Origin of the sequence: Halopseudomonas sp., assembly GCF_036960865.1 — a bacterium.
Classification (GTDB): Bacteria; Pseudomonadota; Gammaproteobacteria; order Pseudomonadales; family Pseudomonadaceae; genus Halopseudomonas.
The window spans coordinates 171,414-188,800 of sequence record NZ_JBALWE010000009.1; the positions used below are offsets into that span (position 1 = coordinate 171,414).

Sequence of the window (17,387 nt, forward strand, 5' to 3'; positions counted from 1 at the left end):
GGGCCTGCCCTGCCGCTTGCACACACTGCAGGCACTCGCCCTTCGTGGCTGCTAGAATATCGGCTGATTCCGCCATCCCTCGGCGGTGACCTTTTCAGCCAACCAATAAGCGACTTCCCATGGACTCTACGCCACAGGCGCCAAGGGCCTCTGCCCTTTTACCCCTGCTGCTGTTTCTGCTGATTTTCCTCGGCAGCGGCATCTACTACACACTGCAAGGCACCGACTTCGCGTTCTATCAGATCAAGGCGCCAGTCGCGATCCTGCCAGCCATCATCATGGCGATGCTACTGACCAAACGCAGCTACCGCGAGAGTCTGATCACCTTTATCGACGGTATCGGCGACCGCAATATCATCACCATGGCGCTGGTGTTTCTGCTGGCCGGTGCCTTCTCCAGCGTGGCCAAGGCCATCGGTGGGGTCGACGCCACCGTCAACCTCGGACTCAGCGTCTTGCCAGCCAATATGGTTTTGCCAGGCCTGTTCGTTATCGCCGTATTCATTTCCACGGCCATGGGCACCTCAATGGGCACCATAGGTGCCCTGATACCCATTGCGCTGGGGTTTGCCGAAGCCACAGGCTTGTCCATTCCGCTAGCCGCAGGCGCGGTTATCGGCGGCGCCATGGCTGGCGATAACCTGTCAATCATCTCTGACACCACCATTGCCGCTACGCGTACCCAGGGCGTAGGCATGCGCGACAAGTTTCGACTGAACTTGATGATTGCGCTGCCAGCCATGCTGTTGACACTGGTAGTGCTGTTTATTCTGGGCGGCAGCACCACGGCCGCGCCCGCTGCGGAGTACAACGTCTGGCTGGTACTGCCCTACGTCGCGGTGCTGATACTCGCGCTGAGCGGGCTGGATGTGATGATAGTCCTGATGACCGGCATCCTGCTCTCAGGCATCACCGGCATGCTGGTGAAGCCGGATTACGCCCTGGCCACCTACGGTAACGATATCTATCAGGGCTTCGCCGGCATGCTGGAAATCATGGTGTTGTCGATGCTGATTGGTGGTCTCTCTGCGATCATGAAACAGGAAGGTGGCCTGGACTGGCTGCGCCTGCGCATCCAAAGCCTGACCTCACGCAGCACCACGCCAGGAAGACGCAGCGGTGAAACCGGGATCGCTGGACTGGTGGGGCTGACCAACCTGTTCGTCGCCAATAACACGGTCGCCATCATCATCAGCGGCAGTGTCGCCAAAGATCTTGCCGATCACTACGCAGTTGATCCACGACGCAGTGCCAGCCTGCTCGACATCTTTTCCTGTGTGGTGCAGGGGTTGATTCCGTACGGCGCGCAAATCCTGCTGGCCGGCTCACTGGCGGCGCTGTCGCCGCTGGCGCTGATTAGTCAGGTGCACTACTGCTGGCTACTTGGATTGATGGCGGTCTTAGCCATCGTGTTCGGTTTCCCGCGGATCAAGCCGGCGACCACTGAACCGACCACCTGAGGCAGCGCGTTACTGCTCCCAGGGCTCGCCGCGGGTCCTGGGTTCGCGGCGCAGCTTCTCGTGCATGGCAGCCTTGGCCAGCATCTGCGCGCTGACTGGGGCTGTCAGAAACAGGAAGAAGGTAATCAGCAACTCATGCAGGCTGGGCTGCCCCGCCTGCAACGAGAAATACAACATGGACCCCACCACCATGGAACCCACGCCGAGCGTCGTCGCCTTGGTCGGGCCATGCAGACGCATGAAAAAGTCCGGCAGTTTGACCAGTCCGATAGAGCCAATCAGCGCGAACAGGCTGCCCGTCAGCAGCAGCGCGGCGATCAACCATTCGATCCAGCTTGGTTCGTTCATGCCTACCTCGTCTATTCGATGATGTTGCCGCGCATCAGGTGCTTGGCAATGGCCACGGTGCTGACAAACCCCATTACCGCAATAAGCAGTGCGGCCTCAAAAAACAGGTTCGAATCCAGATAAAGTCCAAACAGCATGATCACTGCGATGCTGTTGATGTACAGGGTATCCATGGCCAGAATGCGGTCGGGCAGATCCGGTCCCTTGATTAGGCGCACAAAGGTCAGAATCAGCGCAACACTCATCACGCCCAAGCAAAACAGAATCACGGCCTGGAGCATTCGAATACCTCCTTGATCGGCTGTTCATAGCGACGGCGAATATGTTCTATCAGCTGCTGCTCATCCTTGACGTCCAGCCCGTGGATTAACAGTGTCTTGCGATCAGCGCTGATATCCGCCGAAACCGTGCCGGGCGTCAGGGAAATGGTGCTGGCCAGCACACTGATGGAAAACTCGTGTTCCAGGCTGATGGGGTATTCGACAAAGGCCGGCCGCAGCTCGCGGCGCGGGCCGAGAATCAGCTTGGCGACCTGCAGATTGGCAAGCACGATATCCACCAATACTCGCCAGACAAACAGCAGCAAACGGTCAACTCGGCAACTGAGCGGTGGGTTGGGCCAGAATACGTTGGTCAGCCAGGGAATTATGCAGGCCAGTACCGCGCCCATAATCAGGCTGCCAGCCGACACGCTGTTCATCAGCAGCTGCCAGCCTATCAGCATAGACAGGCTGAGCCAGGGGTGCGGCAGCACGCGCTTTAGCAGGCTCATGGGGTAACCTCGGAATGTGGCGGGAGCACAGCATCAATATAGCCCTGCGGCTGCAACAGCTGATCTGCCGTGGCGGCCAGATAAGCCAGTACCGGCTCGGCGCACACCACCAGCACCGGACTGGCCAGCAACAGAAGTAACAAGGCGGTCATGCGTACCCCATCGACCGGCTCGCCTGAGGCTGCTACATCAGTCTGGCGCCAGAACAGAGTGGTGCCTGCGCGGCTCAGCGCAATCAGGCTCAGCAGCCCACTGCCAAGCACCACTGGATATAACCAGGCCGCCAGCTCGCCGGTGCCAGCCGCGCTGAGCAGCAACAGCTTACCGATAAAGCCAGACAGCGGCGGCATGCCAACGATCGACATGGCCGCCAGAAAGAATACGCCGCCCAACAACATCGGATGGGGCAGGCTCGGGCCAGCCACCAGCCGCGCGGCAAAGCGTGGCCCCCGCACTCGCTGCACCACGCCGGAAAACAGGAAAAGCGCACCGGTAATCCAGGTCGAGTGCATCAGGTAGAACAGAGTGGCGCGCAACGCTTCCGGTGTTCCTATGGCCAGCCCCGCTAGCATGGTGCCCACTGACACCACCACCAGATAGGCAATCAGCCCGGTCAGGGTCGCCGCTGCCAGCGCACCCACCGCGCCCAGTACCAGAGTTACCAGCGCCAAAGGCCACAACCAGCCGTTGACCAGCTGCGCCAGAGTATCGGCCTGCTCACCAAACATCAGCGTATAAACGCGCAATATCGAGTACAGCCCCACCTTGGTCATGATCGCAAAGAGTGCTGCCACCGGTGCACTGGAAGCCGCATACGCGCGCGGCAGCCAGAAGTACAGGGGAAACACAGCCGTCTTGAGGCCAAAGACCACCAGCAGAAGCATACCGGCGGCGCCCACTAGCGGTTGCTCGGCACGCGGCAGCTCGCTGATGCGCACCGCCAGATCAGCCATGTTCAAGGTACCCAGCACGCCATACAACGTACCCACAGCAATCAGGAACAGCGCCGAGCCGGTCAGATTCAAGAGCACATAGTGCAAGCCTGCGCGCACCCTTGCCGAGCCTGCACCATGCAGCAACAGGGCATAGGAGGCAATCAATAGGATCTCGAAGAAGACAAACAGGTTGAACAGATCACCGGTCAGGAAGGCCCCGGTAATACCCATCAGTTGGAACTGAAACAGCGGATGGAAGTTGCGCCCAGCGGCATCGTCGCCGCGCACCGCATACAGCAGCGCAGCGCACGCGAGCACGGCAGTAATTACCAGCATCAGCGCCGCCAGTCGGTCCACCACCAGAACAATGCCGAAAGGCGGAGCCCAGTTACCCAGGGTATAAACCAGCGTACCTTCATTCGCCTGCAGCAATAGCATGATCGCCAAGGGCAACTGCGCAAAGGTCGCGAGCAGGTTGACGCCCCGCTTGAAGTCCATGCTGCCGCGCATGAGCAGCAACGCCGCGCCCACGACCATCGACAGAAAGATGGGCAGAACCGGTAGGTGGCTCATCAACGATCCCCCTTGCCGTCGACATGGTCGCTGTCCAGTTCGCCCTGCGCGCGCAAGGCCAGTACCAGTGCGAACGCGGTCATGGCAAAGCCAATCACGATCGCGGTGAGTACCAGCGCCTGTGGCAGAGGATCGGCGTAATCCGTACGCGTACCCAATACCGCCGGCACAGCCTCACCGATGCGGCCCATGGCAAACAGAAACAGGTTAACCGCATAGCTGAGCAACGTCAGGCCGATGACCACCGGAAAGGTGCGGGCGCGTAGCATGAGAAACACCCCGCAACTGGTCAGCAGGCCGATAAGCAGCGCATACATCAGCTCCATCAGAAATCCCCCCCGCGCGATGGCAACTGCGACAACTTGCCAAGGTTTGCAAGGATCAACAGGGTGGCGCCAACGACCGTCAAATAAACCCCCAGATCAAACAGCATGGCGGTGGCCAACTCGATATCGCCCACCAATGGAATATGGAAATGGTCAAAGGCACTGGTAAGGAACGGATAACCGAATAGCCAGCTGCCCGCGCCGGTAGCACCCGCGATCAGCACGCCGGATGCCGCCAGGTAGTGATAATTCACCGGCCAGCGATGCGAGGTCCATTCCTCGCCACTGGCGACGTATTGCAGTATCAGCGCCACTGCCGTAATCAGGCCGGCAATGAAACCGCCACCCGGCAGGTTGTGACCACGCAGGAAAATGTACACGGAGATCAGCAGCGCCAGCGGCAACAGCACCCGTGACAGGTTAACCAGCATCAGCAGCTCACCGCGCTTCGCCCAAGGCTTGCCCAGGCTGTCACCGCCCGGCAGGCGCAAGCGCAAACCATCAATCAGCGCGTAGATGCCGATAGCTGCAATCGCCAGCACGGTAATCTCGCCCATGGTATCGAAGCCACGGAAGTCAACCAGAATCACGTTCACCACGTTGCTGCCGCCACCGCCGGTCAAGCTGTTTTCCAGGAAGAAGCCGGCAATACTGTCGTAGGGGCGCGTCATTACGGCGAAAGCTAGCGCCGCCACCAACAAACCACACATCAGCGCCAGCAGCAGATCGCGGCCACGTCGCGCTAGCGAAGATTCGCGCGGCGAACGGGCGGGCAGGAAAAACAAGGCCAACATCAGCAAAACGATAGTGACCACTTCGACCGAAATTTGCGTCAGTGCCAGATCCGGTGCAGCAAATCGCGCAAAGGCCAACACCACTCCCAGCCCGACCACGCTGAGCATGGTCAGCGAAACCAGCCGCTGGCGATGCCAAAACACCGTCGCCAGCGCCGCGACAGACATGATCAGCGCGACTGCCAGGCTGGTGCCATCAATGGGCGTAAGCGCCACGTCCCCACGCAGGCTTGGCAGTTTATGCAACCACCAACCGCTGACCAGCAATGCCGAGCCCAGCAGGCAGGCCAGATAACGCTGCAGCGAGCCGTTTTCCAGCATCAGCGTGAATTGTCCGGCACCGCGCACCAGGGATTGCACCAGACGCTCGAATACCAACTTGGCATCCAATTCGGGCTGCCGCGCATACCAGGCAAACAAGGGGCGCCGCGCCGCGTAAACCAGCACGCCCACCACCAGCGCCACCACACTCATCAAAAGCGGCAAGTTGAAGCCGTGCCAAATGGCCAGACTGTACTCGGGCAAAGTCGTGCCAATAGTCGCCTGCGCTGCCACGGCCAGCAGGCCGGCTACCGTAAGGCCCGGCGCCAGCCCCACCATCAAACACATGGCAACCAGAATCTCGACCGGCACTTTCATATAACGTGGCGGCTCATGCGGTGGGTATTTGGGCAGGTTGACCGGCTTGCCGTTGAAGAATACGTCGTGCACAAAACGTAGTGAGTAAGCAACAGAGAACACCCCGCCAAGGGTAGCACCCAGAGGAATCAGCCAACTGAAACTGCCGAGCATATGCTGCTCCAGCGTTTCACTGAAAAACATTTCCTTGCTCAAAAAACCGTTGAGTAGCGGCACCCCTGCCATCGCCGAGGCCGCCACCATCGCCAGCGTGGCGGTATGCGGCATATAACGCAGCAGACCGTTGATTCGCCGCATGTCACGGGTTCCGGTTTCGTGATCAATGATACCCGCGGCCATGAACAAAGAAGCCTTGAACGTAGCGTGGTTGATGATATGAAACACCGCTGCGACCGCAGCCAGGCGCGTATCCAGACCAAACAACAGGGTGATCAACCCCAGATGGCTGATAGTCGAATACGCCAGCAAGCCCTTGAGATCATGCTGAAACAATGCCGTGCAGGCGCCAACCAGCAGCGTCGCCATACCGGCACTGCTAACGATATAAAACCAAAGATCGGTATCGGCCAGCGCTGGATACAGACGCGCCAGTAAGAATACGCCGGCCTTGACCATGGTCGCCGAGTGCAGATACGCCGACACCGGCGTGGGCGCCGCCATGGCATGCGGCAACCAGAAGTGGAAAGGAAACTGCGCCGACTTGGTAAACACGCCAAGCAGTACCAGCACCAGTATCACCGGGTAGAGTGCGTGCTCACGCAGCAGGTCGCCGGCGGCGAACAGGTCAGTCAGTTGATAGCTGCCCACCACCTGACCTATCAGCAACACGCCCGCCAGCAGCGCCAGACCGCCAGCGCCGGTTACCGCCAACGCCATACGCGCACCCTTGCGCGCATCGGTGGAATGCGACCAGTAACCGATCAGCAGGAACGACGACAGGCTGGTCATCTCCCAGAAGAACATCATCAGCAGAAGGTTTTCCGACAGCACCACGCCCAGCATCGCAGACATGAAAAGCAGCAGATACGCAAAGAAGCGGCCCATCGGGTCTTTTTTCGCCAGATAATAGCGCGCATAGAGAATGACTAGCAGACCGATGCCGAGGATCATCAGGGCAAACAGGAAGCTCAGGCCATCGAGGCGAAAACTGATGTGCAGACCTAACAGATCCAGCCAGCGCCAGGTCTGTACCAGGGTCTCACCGGCGAACACCGCCGGCGCTTGTTGCCAGAGCAGCACCATGCCAATGACCGGGGCCAGCATGGTCATGGTGGCGCACAGTGAGCGACCGTGATTATTGAACAACAGTGGCAGCAAGCTGCCCAGCAGTGGAAGGATGACGATAAGCGCCAGGGTCATGCAGGACTAACTCCATCTATGGCCGAAAAGGCTTTCACCGGTGATCCCGCTCTCCGTGCGCTATCAGTCCGAGCGGCCTCGCGTGACTCATCAGCCTAGCACGGCAATCACCTCTGGGTCGCCGCACTCAAGCCAGGGTGCCCAGTATAAAGGCAGTGACCCAGCACGCGACGCTTGGTGCGCCCGCATTGCGTTACAAAATGCGTAACCCATGCCGAGCATGGCAGGGCTACGCAGCTGCAGCCTACTTTACTACCCGGGACTCGCCATTCACGGTCATCACGCGCACCCGATCACCGATGGCAAAACTAACGCCTTCCTGGGCTTCCTGAACGTAGGCCCGGGTTTGGCCCGAATCCTCAGTAACGGTAATTTCCACGCCCTGAGTACGAGTAATCCCCTCTTCCGCCGCCGCACCCGCCAAACCGCCGGCCAAGGCGCCAACGATAGTGGCGATCGCCCGACCACTGCCACCGCCCACACTATTGCCCGCAACGCCGCCAATGGCAGCACCCGCAGCAGGTCCGACGACCGTCTTGGTTCCCTCGATCTTGACCGGGCGAACGGACTCGACGGTGCCCATGCGCACAATCTGCGGTGCGCGCGCGTCTTCGCGGCTATAGGTATCGCCGGTCAGCGATGACGCACAGCCAGACAGCACCAGCACAGCGCTCATCAGCAGAGTTGTCATCAGTTGCTTGTTCATATCTGTAAACCTCAAGTTGGCTGTAATGCTCATGCGGGGTTGTTTTCGCCGAGAGCGCAGCTTGCCGTAAAGCCGGGCAAGCGCACCAGAGGCTGGCACAACCATTGATCGGGAAGACAGTCGCACCGGTCGAATAAAATCGCCAAATCGCCTAAAATCGCGTCTGCTTATGAATCGGTGGAATGGCGGATGCCGCCCACCACATCATCCCATTTGTGTTTCGTCGTAACCCTCCATAATCAAAAGAATAGACAGGTACAGACAGGACCAACAGCAGCGCACCGGTTAATCGGCGCCTCGCCATCCTGTACCGCAGGTTACCGATTCCGTTGTTCGGAGGACCGCCCATGTCTCCCTTGCAGGCAGCATGGCTGTACTACCTTGCGCATCCCGCCTTGGTAATTAACGCACTGGCGCTGTTTTTTGCCGTTACCGGCAGTTGGCTTTGGCTGGCCACCCAGTTACGTACGTCACTGGCGGCCCAACGCCTTGCCACAGCGCCACCCGCGCCGCAATCCGGCATCAGCGAACGCGCCACGCAGCGTAGCAACCGCCTGTTCTACAGCGTTGGCGGACTAAGCTTGGCCATGGCATTGCTACTGAGCGTGATCAGCACCCAGTTCTAAACAGCTTGAGGCGGCAAGCTCGCCACCTCAAGCCGATGCAAGTACCCGCAAGCGGCTACGCACGGGGTTAGCGTATTGCAGCAACCAATACTGCTGCTGCGCCGGGGGCAACGCCGCCAGACGCTCAGCAAAGCGCCGTTCCTCTGCCGCGACCTCGGCGGCAGTGAAGGACGCGCGCCAGTCTGCCAGTTCCGCCGGCATCTCACCCTGCTGCTCCAGCGCCAGGTAATTGCTGGGATACAGGCGATATTGCGTGAGGATCTGCTGATCCACCGCACGTGCCACCTCCTTGGCATCCGCATAGGTGTCCTGCAGTGGCTGGCCAAAAGCCACGTGCACCCGCCCTTTGTAACCCGTCAACCCCATGGCGATGGAGCGATCATCCTCACCCGCTTCCTTGCGGTATTCACCCAGTCGGGCCCGCTGTTCAAGTTCGCGTGCTTTCATGCTGTCGCAGGGATCCCATTCGTAGGCAATGGACACTGGGGCTATACGCAGTGAGCGAATCACCTCGGCAAAGTCTTCACCCTTGCGGCTCATGCAAAACATCTTGATGATCGCCGGATCGGTTTCGTCCAGCCCATCCTTCGCACGGCCTTCGGCCTGGGCGATCCAGATGGACTCCCCCTGTTGCAAAGAGTGGCTGATATAAGCCGACATGGTCTGGTACGCCTGCAGCTTCTCGCGCCGCCCGGTCAGCGAGCGATGCACAATAAAGCATTTGTTCAGACGCATCAGGTCGGCAACGAAGGGGCGTTGCAGCAGGTTGTCACCTATCGCCATGCGCGGCGTCGGATGGCCCGCGTGGTACAGCGCATAATTGACGAAGGCCGGGTCCATGACGATGTCGCGATGGTTGGCCAGAAAAAGGTAGGACTGGCCCTTCTGCAGATTCTCCAAACCACTGTAGGTTACCTGCAGAGTACTGCTCTCAATCAAACGATCAAGATAGGGCTCAAGCTTGTGCTGCAGCGTATCAACACAGGTGATACTGCGCGCTTCGCGGCGCAGGCCGTGTTGCACCGCGGCCTGCAACAGGCCCGGAAACCAGCGAGCAAGGCGCGGAAAACGATAGGCGGCCAGCATCCGCATCAGGTCACGGTCGGCCAGCAGGCGCGCCATTACAGCCGGCACCTCGGCATCGTCATACGGCCGGATAGCATCAAACTCGCCCATGTAATCCTCAATCTCGTCAGCTAAGGCCGCGCATTATGCGACGTGCGCAGCGGTTTCGCCAAATTGACGATAGGGCTACACTGGGCGTCACAGTCTCTACAGCGGAGTTATCCCGTGCAGGCCCTTGAAGAAGCCACCCTCGCCTGCCCGCATTGCGGCGAAGCCATCGTCCTGCTACTGGACCTCGCCAGCGGCACACAGGCTTACATCGAAGACTGCCAGGTATGCTGTCAGCCCATCCATGTGAGCCTGTGGATTGATCCGCAGGTCGATGACTACCACGTTGACCTGCGCCGCGAGCAGGATTGAGCATGCAATGCATCTATCGACCGCTCGACCTCACCGAGGCCACACTGTTGCAACGCATGCTGGCCGACCATCACATAGACTGCCATATCAGCGGCCAGTACCTGCAAGGCGCCATTGGCGACCTGCCGGTGCATGACTTGATCGCGCTGTGGCTCAGTGACGAAGACGCCCCGCGCGGCAGCCAGTTGATCAACGACTACCTGTCAGCCAGCCCGCTGGACGAAGCCAGCCAACAGCCTGACCCGGATTCCCGCCTTTCATGACCGGCCGCCTTGCGCAGTTCACTTCACCCCACGCCAGTACACCCGCCGATTGGCAACCCGACTGGAATCTACCACCCGGCGCCCGCGTACTGATTTTGCGCAAACAACAGGGTCATCTGCAGTGCGTACCGGTGCTATGGAATCTGACACCCGGCTGGTTGACCGATTTCAGCCGCGCGAGTTTCAACGCGCGGGCCGAGTTTGTGCATGAAAAACCCATGTTCAAACAGGCCTTGGCGCAACGTCGCTGCCTGATTCCGGTCAACGGCTATTACCTATGGAAAAGCAACGGCACGCGCAAGCACCCGTGGTATCTGCGGCGCCGAGAAGGCGGCCTGGCGCTGGCCGGGTTGTGGGAGCGGTATCAGCTGGATGATGGTCAGTACTGGGACAGTTGTGCGCTCATTACTGCGCCGGCCAAAGGTTTGCCGACCAAGCTAGCCGAGCGTATGCCGGTCGCCTTGAACAGTGGCGAGCAAGCCATCTGGCTGGCAGAGGCGACTGCAGTCAGTGCTCTGCAGCCCTTGCTGCTGAATGCCGAGGCGCAGGTCGAGATGATCCATCCCGTCACCAGCGCCGTTAGCAGCCCGGCAACCAAAGGGCCGCATTGCTGCAACCCCACCGGCCCGATTCAGACCTTGAACTGATTGATCAGGCGACGCTGATGCTCTGCCAGCTTGGTCAGTGAAGCACTGGCCTGCGAGGCCTCTTCCGCGCCCTCAGCCACCGACTTGGCGACAGTATCGATAGTGGTGACATTACGGTTGATGTCTTCTGCCACAGCGCTCTGCTGTTCAGCCGCACTGGCGATCTGGTTGTTCATGTCGTTGATCACCGAAACCGCCTGGGTGATGGAGGTCAAGGCGGCATCCGCCTCTTCAGCCTGCAGCACGCTTTGATCCGTACGCGCGCGGCTCTGCTCCATGACCTTCACCGTTTCGCGGGTACCACTTTGCAGCTGCTCGATCATCGTCTGGATCTCGGCAGTGGACGACTGCGTCTTCTGCGCCAGGTTGCGCACTTCATCGGCAACCACGGCAAAGCCGCGGCCCTGTTCACCCGCACGCGCCGCCTCGATAGCCGCATTCAGCGCCAGCAGGTTGGTTTGCTCGGCAATCCCGCGAATGGTGTCGAGAATACCGGTGATATTTTCACTGTTGCGCGCCAACGACTGCACACTGTCTACCGCGCGCTGTATATCCTCTGACAGACTTTGAATAGTCGCCGAGGTCGCTTGCACCACCTCGCGCCCGTGGTTCGCCGAGCCATCCGCATTGTGCGCCGCACTGGCCGCCTGCGAAGCGTTGCGCGCGACATCCTGCGCCGTGGCCGTCATTTCGGTCACCGCCGTGGCCACCAGGTCAATCTCGCTGAGCTGGCGCTGCACACCGTCGTTGGTACGGATGGCGATGTCGGCAGTGTGCTCCGAGGCATCGGTTACCTGTTGTACCGAGCCCACCACCTCTTTGATCATGCTCTGCAACTTGTCGAGGAAGGCATTGAACCCGCTGGCAATAGCGCCCAGCTCATCAGCGCGATCGACTTTCAGTCGCTTGGTCAGGTCGCCGTCGCCCTTGGCGATGTCGTCCAGCATGGCTACCAGCTGCCGCGCCGGCCGAGCCAACCCATAAGCTACGAAAATCATCACTACCAGTCCCACCAGCACTACTACAAAACCCACTACTGCCAGCATCACTGCAGCGGTATTGCGCTGCTGATCAAGTTCGGCGTCGAGGGCGATGAGGTCGGCCATCACCGCATCCAGCGGCAGAATTATGAGCAGTGACCAGCGCACATTGCTCTCGCCGATAGTGATGGGCATTGCCAGCTCAATATGGCCACCAACCTCGTCTACGTCGTAGATTGGCTCATCTTGCAACTTCGCCAGATTGGCCAAATCGTTGCTGTCTAGCACACTATCTGCACGGTCACCGGGCTTGGCATCATCCCCGGTGTAGGCAACCAGTCGACCATTGCCACTGATCAGCGCCTGCGTCCCCTGACCACCGTAGAGCTCGTCGTCGCTTTCGCGCAACATACCTTGCAGAAAATCCATCGACAGATCAGCGCCGGCGATCCCTACGAACGCACCTTCGCTAATGATTGGTACCGTAAAGGAGGACAACAGCGTCATCTTGCCGCCCATTTCGTAGGGCGCAGGATCAACAACGCAAGGCTTCAAAGTTTCTTTCGGGCAGAGGTAGTACTCGCCCGCACGCACGCCCGTTTCAAGCAGCGTCTCGTCTTCCATGGTGCCTAAGGAGTCCAGCTTGAGGCTGCCATCTGCATCGCGAAACCACCAAGGGATGAAACGGCCCGTGCCGTCATAGCCATCGCTCTGCACGCCCTCGAAAAAACCGTCCAGATCATCCAGTGAATTGGGCTCCCAACCGACATACGCGCCAAGCAAGTCGGGGTTTTCCGCAACCGTCATGCGAATCACCCGGTTCATTTCTTCTCGCCCCATCATCAGCGCAGGCATGCCGTCGGGCTGAATCTCACCAATCATCTGGTTCAGGTTGGCCAGCTGCGAGGCCACTGCCAACGGATACTCAAGATGGCGGCGGATACGTGCTCGCTCACCATTGGCGATCGACAACAACCGTTCCTTTACCACGTTCTCCAGCAACTCCTGACTGCGTTCCTGCACCAGGTCCTGGCTACGTTCTGAGGAATACACGGAAAACAGCGTCATCACGCCCACTGCGATGAACAGACAAGCTCCAGCCAAGACTGCGATGGACAGCTGAATCGACTTGAATTTCATTGATTACCTCGACTTAGCGCCCAGATTAGGGCGACGCATACATGTTCTTGTTGTTATATCGGCGCAAGGCAAAAAAACTTCAATCCTGTGAAGACTTTGGCGCTTTAGCGCTGTCGAATTGCCTGGAACCGGTGATGGCAATACCATACTAGCCGTGTTTCCGTGTGCTGAACCACCGCATTGTACACACCGCCCTCCTCCTGAGGCGCGACGTCAGTACGGCCATGAGCTGGGCAGCGGCCCATGCTCTGCTAGATTTACAGGTGCGGGTGTGTATTGCGTTCAATCAATCTGGAGAACACATAATGAAAAAGACGTTGATGATGCTTGTGGCTACCTTGTTCGGTATCGCTGTGCTGTCGGGCTGCAATACCGTCGAGGGCTTTGGCAAGGACGTGCAAAAAGTAGGCGACGGCATCGAGGATTCTGCCGACCGTTAAGCTCCAAACCGGCGTGGCGCCTGCGCCACGCCCAATTCAAGCAAGGATAATAGAACCATGCGATTGCGTTTTCTGCTGTGTGTCCCGGTCATAGCCCTGGCAGGTTGCCAGAGCGTACAAACCACCCAGGGTGGCAATGTGGGGGTAGACCGCACCCAGTACATGATGAGCGGGCTGTCGAGTGAAGAGGTCAACCAGATGGCCGCCAAGTCGTATGACGAAACACTCGCCGAAGCAAAAAAAGCCGGCGTGCTGAATACCAACGCTGCCACCGTCCGCCGTCTGCGCAAGATCGCTGACGACCTGACCGCGCAAGCTACCTATTTTCGCCCGGATGCCGCGCAGTGGGACTGGGAGGTCAACCTGATCAAGGATGACCAACTCAACGCCAGCTGTGCCCCCGGCGGCAAGATCCTGTTCTATTCCGGCATCATCGACAAACTCAACCTGACCGACGACGAGATTGCCCAGATCATGGGGCATGAGATCGCCCACGCCCTCCGTGAGCACGGGCGCGAAGCAATTTCCCGTGCGTACGCTACGCAAATGGGTACACAACTGGCTGGCGCTCTGCTGGGCCTGGGTGCCGGCAGCCAACAAGCTGCCGAGATGGCGGTACAGTATGGTCTGACCTTGCCCAATAGCCGTTCCAATGAGAGCGAAGCCGATCTGATTGGCCTGGAGCTGGCGGCACGCGCGGGCTACAACCCCGATGCCGCCGTCACCTTGTGGCAGAAGATGTCGAGCGCCTCCCAGGGTGAGCCACCGGCCTTCATGAGTACTCACCCCTCCTCTTCCGGTCGCATAGAAGCCCTACGCGCAGCAGCACCACGCGTAGAAGCGCTCTACCAGGCCAACAAGTAACGCTTTGAGCGGGCGCTGTCAGACCGGCGCCCGCGCACTCACTCCAGTCCTCTCTGGTAACGCCGTTCATCCATTGCACGCAAAATAGCTGGCTGCGCGCGGATAAATCATTAGAATGTGCGCCGCTTGAGGCCATTTCGGCCAGCATGGGTTCCCTAACCCCATTCATAAACAACGGCGGAGGCACGGCTTCCGATTCCGTAAAAAGGACACACAATGACGACCCTCACTCCCGCGCGCCGGCAACAGGCCCTCGCGTTGCTGATTGCTTTCCATATAGCCATCATCATTGCCAGCAACTATCTGGTGCAGCTGCCGATCACTTTGTTCGGCTATCACACCACCTGGGGCGCCTTCAGCTTTCCCTTTATCTTTCTGGCCACCGACCTGACTGTGCGTCTGCTTGGCAAGAGCGCTGCACGCAAGGTGATTGCGCGCGTGATGCTGCCTGCACTAGTGGTGTCTTACGCGGTTTCGGTGGTATTTCAGGAGGGCAGTTATCGCGGGCTGGAATCGCTGCTGTCGTTCAACGACTTTGTATTGCGCATTTCGCTGGCCAGCTTCGTGGCCTATGTGATCGGCCAGTTGCTGGACATTCAGGTGTTTGATCGCCTGCGCCAATCGAAGCGCTGGTGGATTGCTCCCAGTCTGTCGACTGTGCTCGGCAATCTGGCTGACACCTTCGCATTCTTTTCGGTCGCCTTCTGGCGTAGCAGCAACGAGTTTATGGCGACCCACTGGGTCGAAATCGCCACGGTTGATTACGCCATCAAGTTGATCATCAGCCTGCTGCTGTTCCTGCCGCTGTACGGCGTGCTGTTGAACGCGCTGCTACGCCGCATGGCAGGCGCCACACCCGCACCCAGCCACTAACCCGGCGAGCACCTAACGGCGCGCTGTTACCAGAGGCTGACACCCAGCCCCAGCAGCGCGCAGACCGCCAACGTCTGCAGCGCGGTGCGTCTGGCCAAGAACAACATCAGCAGCGCGACCATTGCAATCGCCACTGCGCCGGTATCCCACTCGCCCGAAAAGCCTTGCGGCCAGAACACGTGATAGGCAAAGAACAGCGCCAAATTGACGATCACCCCCACTACTGCGGCGGTAATCGCGGTCAACGGCGCGGTAAACGACAACTTGCCGTGGGTCGACTCAACCAGCGGGCCGCCGCCCAGAATGAACAGAAACGAAGGTAAAAAGGTAAACCAGGTCACCAGCAAGGCCGCCACCGCGCCAGCCAGAACTGCCTGCTGTGGCCCAAACACCTCCAGTCCGTAGCCACCGACAAAAGCAACAAATGCCACCACCATGATCAGCGGGCCCGGCGTACTTTCACCCAGCGCCAGCCCGTCAATCATCTGGGTTGGCGTCAGCCAGCCGAACTGGGTTACCGCGCCCTGATACACGTAAGGCAACACCGCGTAAGCTCCTCCGAAGGTCAACAACGCCGCCTTGGTGAAGAACCAGCTCATCTGCGTAAGCTCTCCGTGCCAGCCAAAGCTGAGCGTCAAAACCGTCATCGGCAGCAACCAGAGCAGGGCTCCCGCACTGAGCAACCGAACCAGCGAAGGCCAATTGAAACGCGCATGAGCCGGTGGCGGCGTGTCATCATCAATCAGCGCGGGCGGGTGATCAGCCGTGACGCTAGCCGGCTCACCGCCCAGCTGAAAGTACGCCGGCCGCCAGCGTCCACCGACATAGCCCGCCACACCGGCGCACAACACTATCAGCGGGAAAGGCAACCGCAGCGCAAAGATCGCCACGAAGGCGGCCCCGGCGATCGCCCACAGCCAGGGGTTCTGCAGCACCCGCCCGCCAATACGCCAAGCCGCCTGAAACACCACCGCAGTTACCGCCGGCTTGATGCCATAAAACAGACCCGCCACCCAAGGCAGCTCACCATAGACCAGATACAGCCAGCCCAGCAGCACCAGCAACAGCAGTGAAGGCAGAATAAATAACAGCCCTGCCATCACCCCGCCCCAGGTACGGTGTAACAACCAACCCAGATAGGTGGCCAGCTGCTGCGCCTCAGGACCAGGCAGCATCATGCAGTAGTTCAGTGCATGCAAAAAACGCCGCTCGGAAATCCAGCGACGCTTGTCCACCAACTCGTCGTGCATCAGCGCAATCTGACCCGCTGGACCGCCAAAGCTGATAAAACCGAGTTTCAACCAGAACAGCAGCGCCTGCCGCAGTGACGCCTGCTGCACTGGGCAGGCCGAACTCTTGCTTGTCTGCGGTGCATTCATACCAGCGTCCTCGTGAATACTGTCATTAGCGCGACCGCGCCAGTATCCCTCCAGCATGCCAGAGTAAGATTGCAACCGGATTGCAATATTGTGGAAAAAATACTGTCTTGAGGGGCTAGCCGAAAATCCTGCCCAGAGGCATTATTCTGCCATCGCAGGCACAGCCTCGCGGCCCTCCTGCGGCATGGATGCCCCGATACTCTGCCTGTTTGTGCTTACTGTTCGGCTAATGGCTCGCTGGCGCCCTGCGCACCCGCAACAAGCGCCCCGAAGCACTAAAGAGAATCACCCACCAAAAGGAAGTAAGCGATGTTAGCCAGGAAAATACTGTTCTCTGCTGTAGTCATGGGCGCCGTGATGGCCACCGGTTGTGCCAGCGTCAACAAGGCGCCCGCCGCCATGGACGCCGAAGCCAAGCAGTTCAACACCCACCCCGATTACGCTCAGGTTTACGTTTACCGTAACGAAACCTTTGGCGCGGCGATCTCCATGCCTGTCGCGGTAGATGGCCAGCGCGCCGGCACAACTGGGCCCAAGTCATTCTTCATGTTCCAGCTGCCGCCGGGCCAGCACACACTCAGCTCACAGAACGGTGCCTCGTCACTGCTGCTGAACACCGAGAAAAACCAGAACTACTTCGTCTGGCAGGAAGTGAAAATGGGCATGGCCTCCGGCGGTTCGAAACTGCAACTGGTGAGCGAGCAGCAAGGCCGTTCTGGCGTCAAGCAGTGCAGCCTGATTCAAAGCAACCTCTAACACCTGCAGCTGAGATGACCGG

At 59.4% G+C, this 17,387-nt stretch carries 19 protein-coding genes; 9 read left to right on the top strand and 10 right to left on the bottom strand.

What is annotated here, in order from left to right:
• Positions 1-119 precede the first annotated feature (119 nt).
• The gene (locus V7747_RS14235) at positions 120-1,460 is read left to right on the top strand and encodes a Na+/H+ antiporter NhaC family protein (protein WP_335616678.1); all 1,341 of its coding nucleotides are present in this window, start codon (positions 120-122) and stop codon (positions 1,458-1,460) included.
• A gap of 9 nt (positions 1,461-1,469) precedes the next feature.
• Here the strand turns inward: V7747_RS14235 and V7747_RS14240 are convergent, their stop codons facing one another.
• The 7 genes from V7747_RS14240 to V7747_RS14270 all read right to left on the bottom strand — a co-directional run bounded on the left by V7747_RS14240 (position 1,470) and on the right by V7747_RS14270 (position 7,912).
• The gene (locus V7747_RS14240; protein ID WP_335616679.1) at positions 1,470-1,808 is read right to left on the bottom strand and encodes a Na+/H+ antiporter subunit G; all 339 of its coding nucleotides are present in this window, start codon (positions 1,806-1,808) and stop codon (positions 1,470-1,472) included.
• 11 nt (positions 1,809-1,819) lie between these two features.
• Entirely contained in the window at positions 1,820-2,089 is a 270-nt protein-coding gene (locus V7747_RS14245; protein WP_335616680.1) for a K+/H+ antiporter subunit F, read from the bottom strand.
• Positions 2,074-2,580 carry a Na+/H+ antiporter subunit E gene (locus V7747_RS14250; protein ID WP_335616681.1) on the bottom strand — a complete coding sequence of 169 codons (507 nt, stop codon included), beginning with the start codon at positions 2,578-2,580 and terminating at the stop codon, positions 2,074-2,076. The genes V7747_RS14245 and V7747_RS14250 overlap by 16 nt, the downstream gene beginning before the upstream one ends.
• Positions 2,577-4,088 (bottom strand): monovalent cation/H+ antiporter subunit D, encoded by a 1,512-nt coding sequence (locus tag V7747_RS14255; RefSeq protein WP_335616682.1) that lies wholly within the window; start codon positions 4,086-4,088, stop codon positions 2,577-2,579. Before V7747_RS14255 ends, V7747_RS14250 begins: the two co-directional genes overlap by 4 nt.
• Complete coding sequence (locus V7747_RS14260) at positions 4,088-4,414, bottom strand: Na+/H+ antiporter subunit C (protein WP_335616683.1); 327 nt, start codon at positions 4,412-4,414, stop codon at positions 4,088-4,090. The genes V7747_RS14255 and V7747_RS14260 overlap by 1 nt, the downstream gene beginning before the upstream one ends.
• Positions 4,414-7,206 (bottom strand): monovalent cation/H+ antiporter subunit A, encoded by a 2,793-nt coding sequence (locus tag V7747_RS14265; RefSeq protein WP_335616684.1) that lies wholly within the window; start codon positions 7,204-7,206, stop codon positions 4,414-4,416. The genes V7747_RS14260 and V7747_RS14265 overlap by 1 nt, the downstream gene beginning before the upstream one ends.
• A gap of 244 nt (positions 7,207-7,450) precedes the next feature.
• Entirely contained in the window at positions 7,451-7,912 is a 462-nt protein-coding gene (locus V7747_RS14270) for a glycine zipper 2TM domain-containing protein (protein ID WP_335616685.1), read from the bottom strand.
• A 347-nt stretch (positions 7,913-8,259) separates the two neighbouring features.
• Between V7747_RS14270 and V7747_RS14275 the strand changes: the two genes are divergently transcribed.
• On the top strand, positions 8,260-8,538 hold the full coding sequence (locus V7747_RS14275) for a hypothetical protein (RefSeq protein WP_335616686.1): 279 nt from the start codon (positions 8,260-8,262) through the stop codon (positions 8,536-8,538).
• 27 nt (positions 8,539-8,565) lie between these two features.
• Here V7747_RS14275 and V7747_RS14280 read toward each other — a convergent pair whose 3' ends face one another.
• Complete coding sequence (locus V7747_RS14280; RefSeq protein WP_335616687.1) at positions 8,566-9,714, bottom strand: 1-acyl-sn-glycerol-3-phosphate acyltransferase; 1,149 nt, start codon at positions 9,712-9,714, stop codon at positions 8,566-8,568.
• Between the two features lie 114 nt (positions 9,715-9,828).
• On the opposite strand from V7747_RS14280, the gene V7747_RS14285 reads away from it, so the two are divergent.
• The 3 genes from V7747_RS14285 to V7747_RS14295 are packed head-to-tail and all read left to right on the top strand — an operon-like array spanning position 9,829 to position 10,933.
• The gene (locus V7747_RS14285; protein WP_335616688.1) at positions 9,829-10,023 is read left to right on the top strand and encodes a CPXCG motif-containing cysteine-rich protein; all 195 of its coding nucleotides are present in this window, start codon (positions 9,829-9,831) and stop codon (positions 10,021-10,023) included.
• A gap of 2 nt (positions 10,024-10,025) precedes the next feature.
• Positions 10,026-10,286: a putative signal transducing protein gene (locus V7747_RS14290; RefSeq protein ID WP_335616689.1), complete on the top strand. Its 261-nt coding sequence runs from the start codon at positions 10,026-10,028 to the stop codon at positions 10,284-10,286.
• Complete coding sequence (locus V7747_RS14295; RefSeq protein ID WP_335616690.1) at positions 10,283-10,933, top strand: SOS response-associated peptidase; 651 nt, start codon at positions 10,283-10,285, stop codon at positions 10,931-10,933. Before V7747_RS14290 ends, V7747_RS14295 begins: the two co-directional genes overlap by 4 nt.
• Here the strand turns inward: V7747_RS14295 and V7747_RS14300 are convergent.
• Positions 10,918-13,053: a methyl-accepting chemotaxis protein gene (locus V7747_RS14300; protein ID WP_335616691.1), complete on the bottom strand. Its 2,136-nt coding sequence runs from the start codon at positions 13,051-13,053 to the stop codon at positions 10,918-10,920. The genes V7747_RS14295 and V7747_RS14300 overlap by 16 nt on opposite strands.
• A gap of 305 nt (positions 13,054-13,358) precedes the next feature.
• On the opposite strand from V7747_RS14300, the gene V7747_RS14305 reads away from it, so the two are divergent.
• The 3 genes from V7747_RS14305 to V7747_RS14315 all read left to right on the top strand — a co-directional run bounded on the left by V7747_RS14305 (position 13,359) and on the right by V7747_RS14315 (position 15,230).
• Positions 13,359-13,493 (top strand): entericidin A/B family lipoprotein, encoded by a 135-nt coding sequence (locus tag V7747_RS14305; RefSeq protein ID WP_092285111.1) that lies wholly within the window; start codon positions 13,359-13,361, stop codon positions 13,491-13,493.
• A 57-nt stretch (positions 13,494-13,550) separates the two neighbouring features.
• Positions 13,551-14,357, top strand: coding sequence for a M48 family metallopeptidase (locus tag V7747_RS14310; RefSeq protein ID WP_335616692.1), 807 nt, complete (start codon positions 13,551-13,553; stop codon positions 14,355-14,357).
• Positions 14,358-14,573: 216 nt separating this feature from the next.
• Positions 14,574-15,230: a 7-cyano-7-deazaguanine/7-aminomethyl-7-deazaguanine transporter gene (locus V7747_RS14315; protein WP_335616693.1), complete on the top strand. Its 657-nt coding sequence runs from the start codon at positions 14,574-14,576 to the stop codon at positions 15,228-15,230.
• A 26-nt stretch (positions 15,231-15,256) separates the two neighbouring features.
• On the opposite strand, the gene chrA is transcribed toward V7747_RS14315, so the two are convergent.
• Positions 15,257-16,609, bottom strand: a complete 1,353-nt coding sequence (gene chrA / locus V7747_RS14320) for a chromate efflux transporter (protein WP_335616694.1) — start codon at positions 16,607-16,609, stop codon at positions 15,257-15,259.
• 309 nt (positions 16,610-16,918) lie between these two features.
• Between chrA and V7747_RS14325 the strand changes: the two genes are divergently transcribed.
• Positions 16,919-17,365 carry a DUF2846 domain-containing protein gene (locus tag V7747_RS14325; RefSeq protein WP_335616695.1) on the top strand — a complete coding sequence of 149 codons (447 nt, stop codon included), beginning with the start codon at positions 16,919-16,921 and terminating at the stop codon, positions 17,363-17,365.
• The last annotated feature ends 22 nt before the right edge of the window (positions 17,366-17,387 follow it).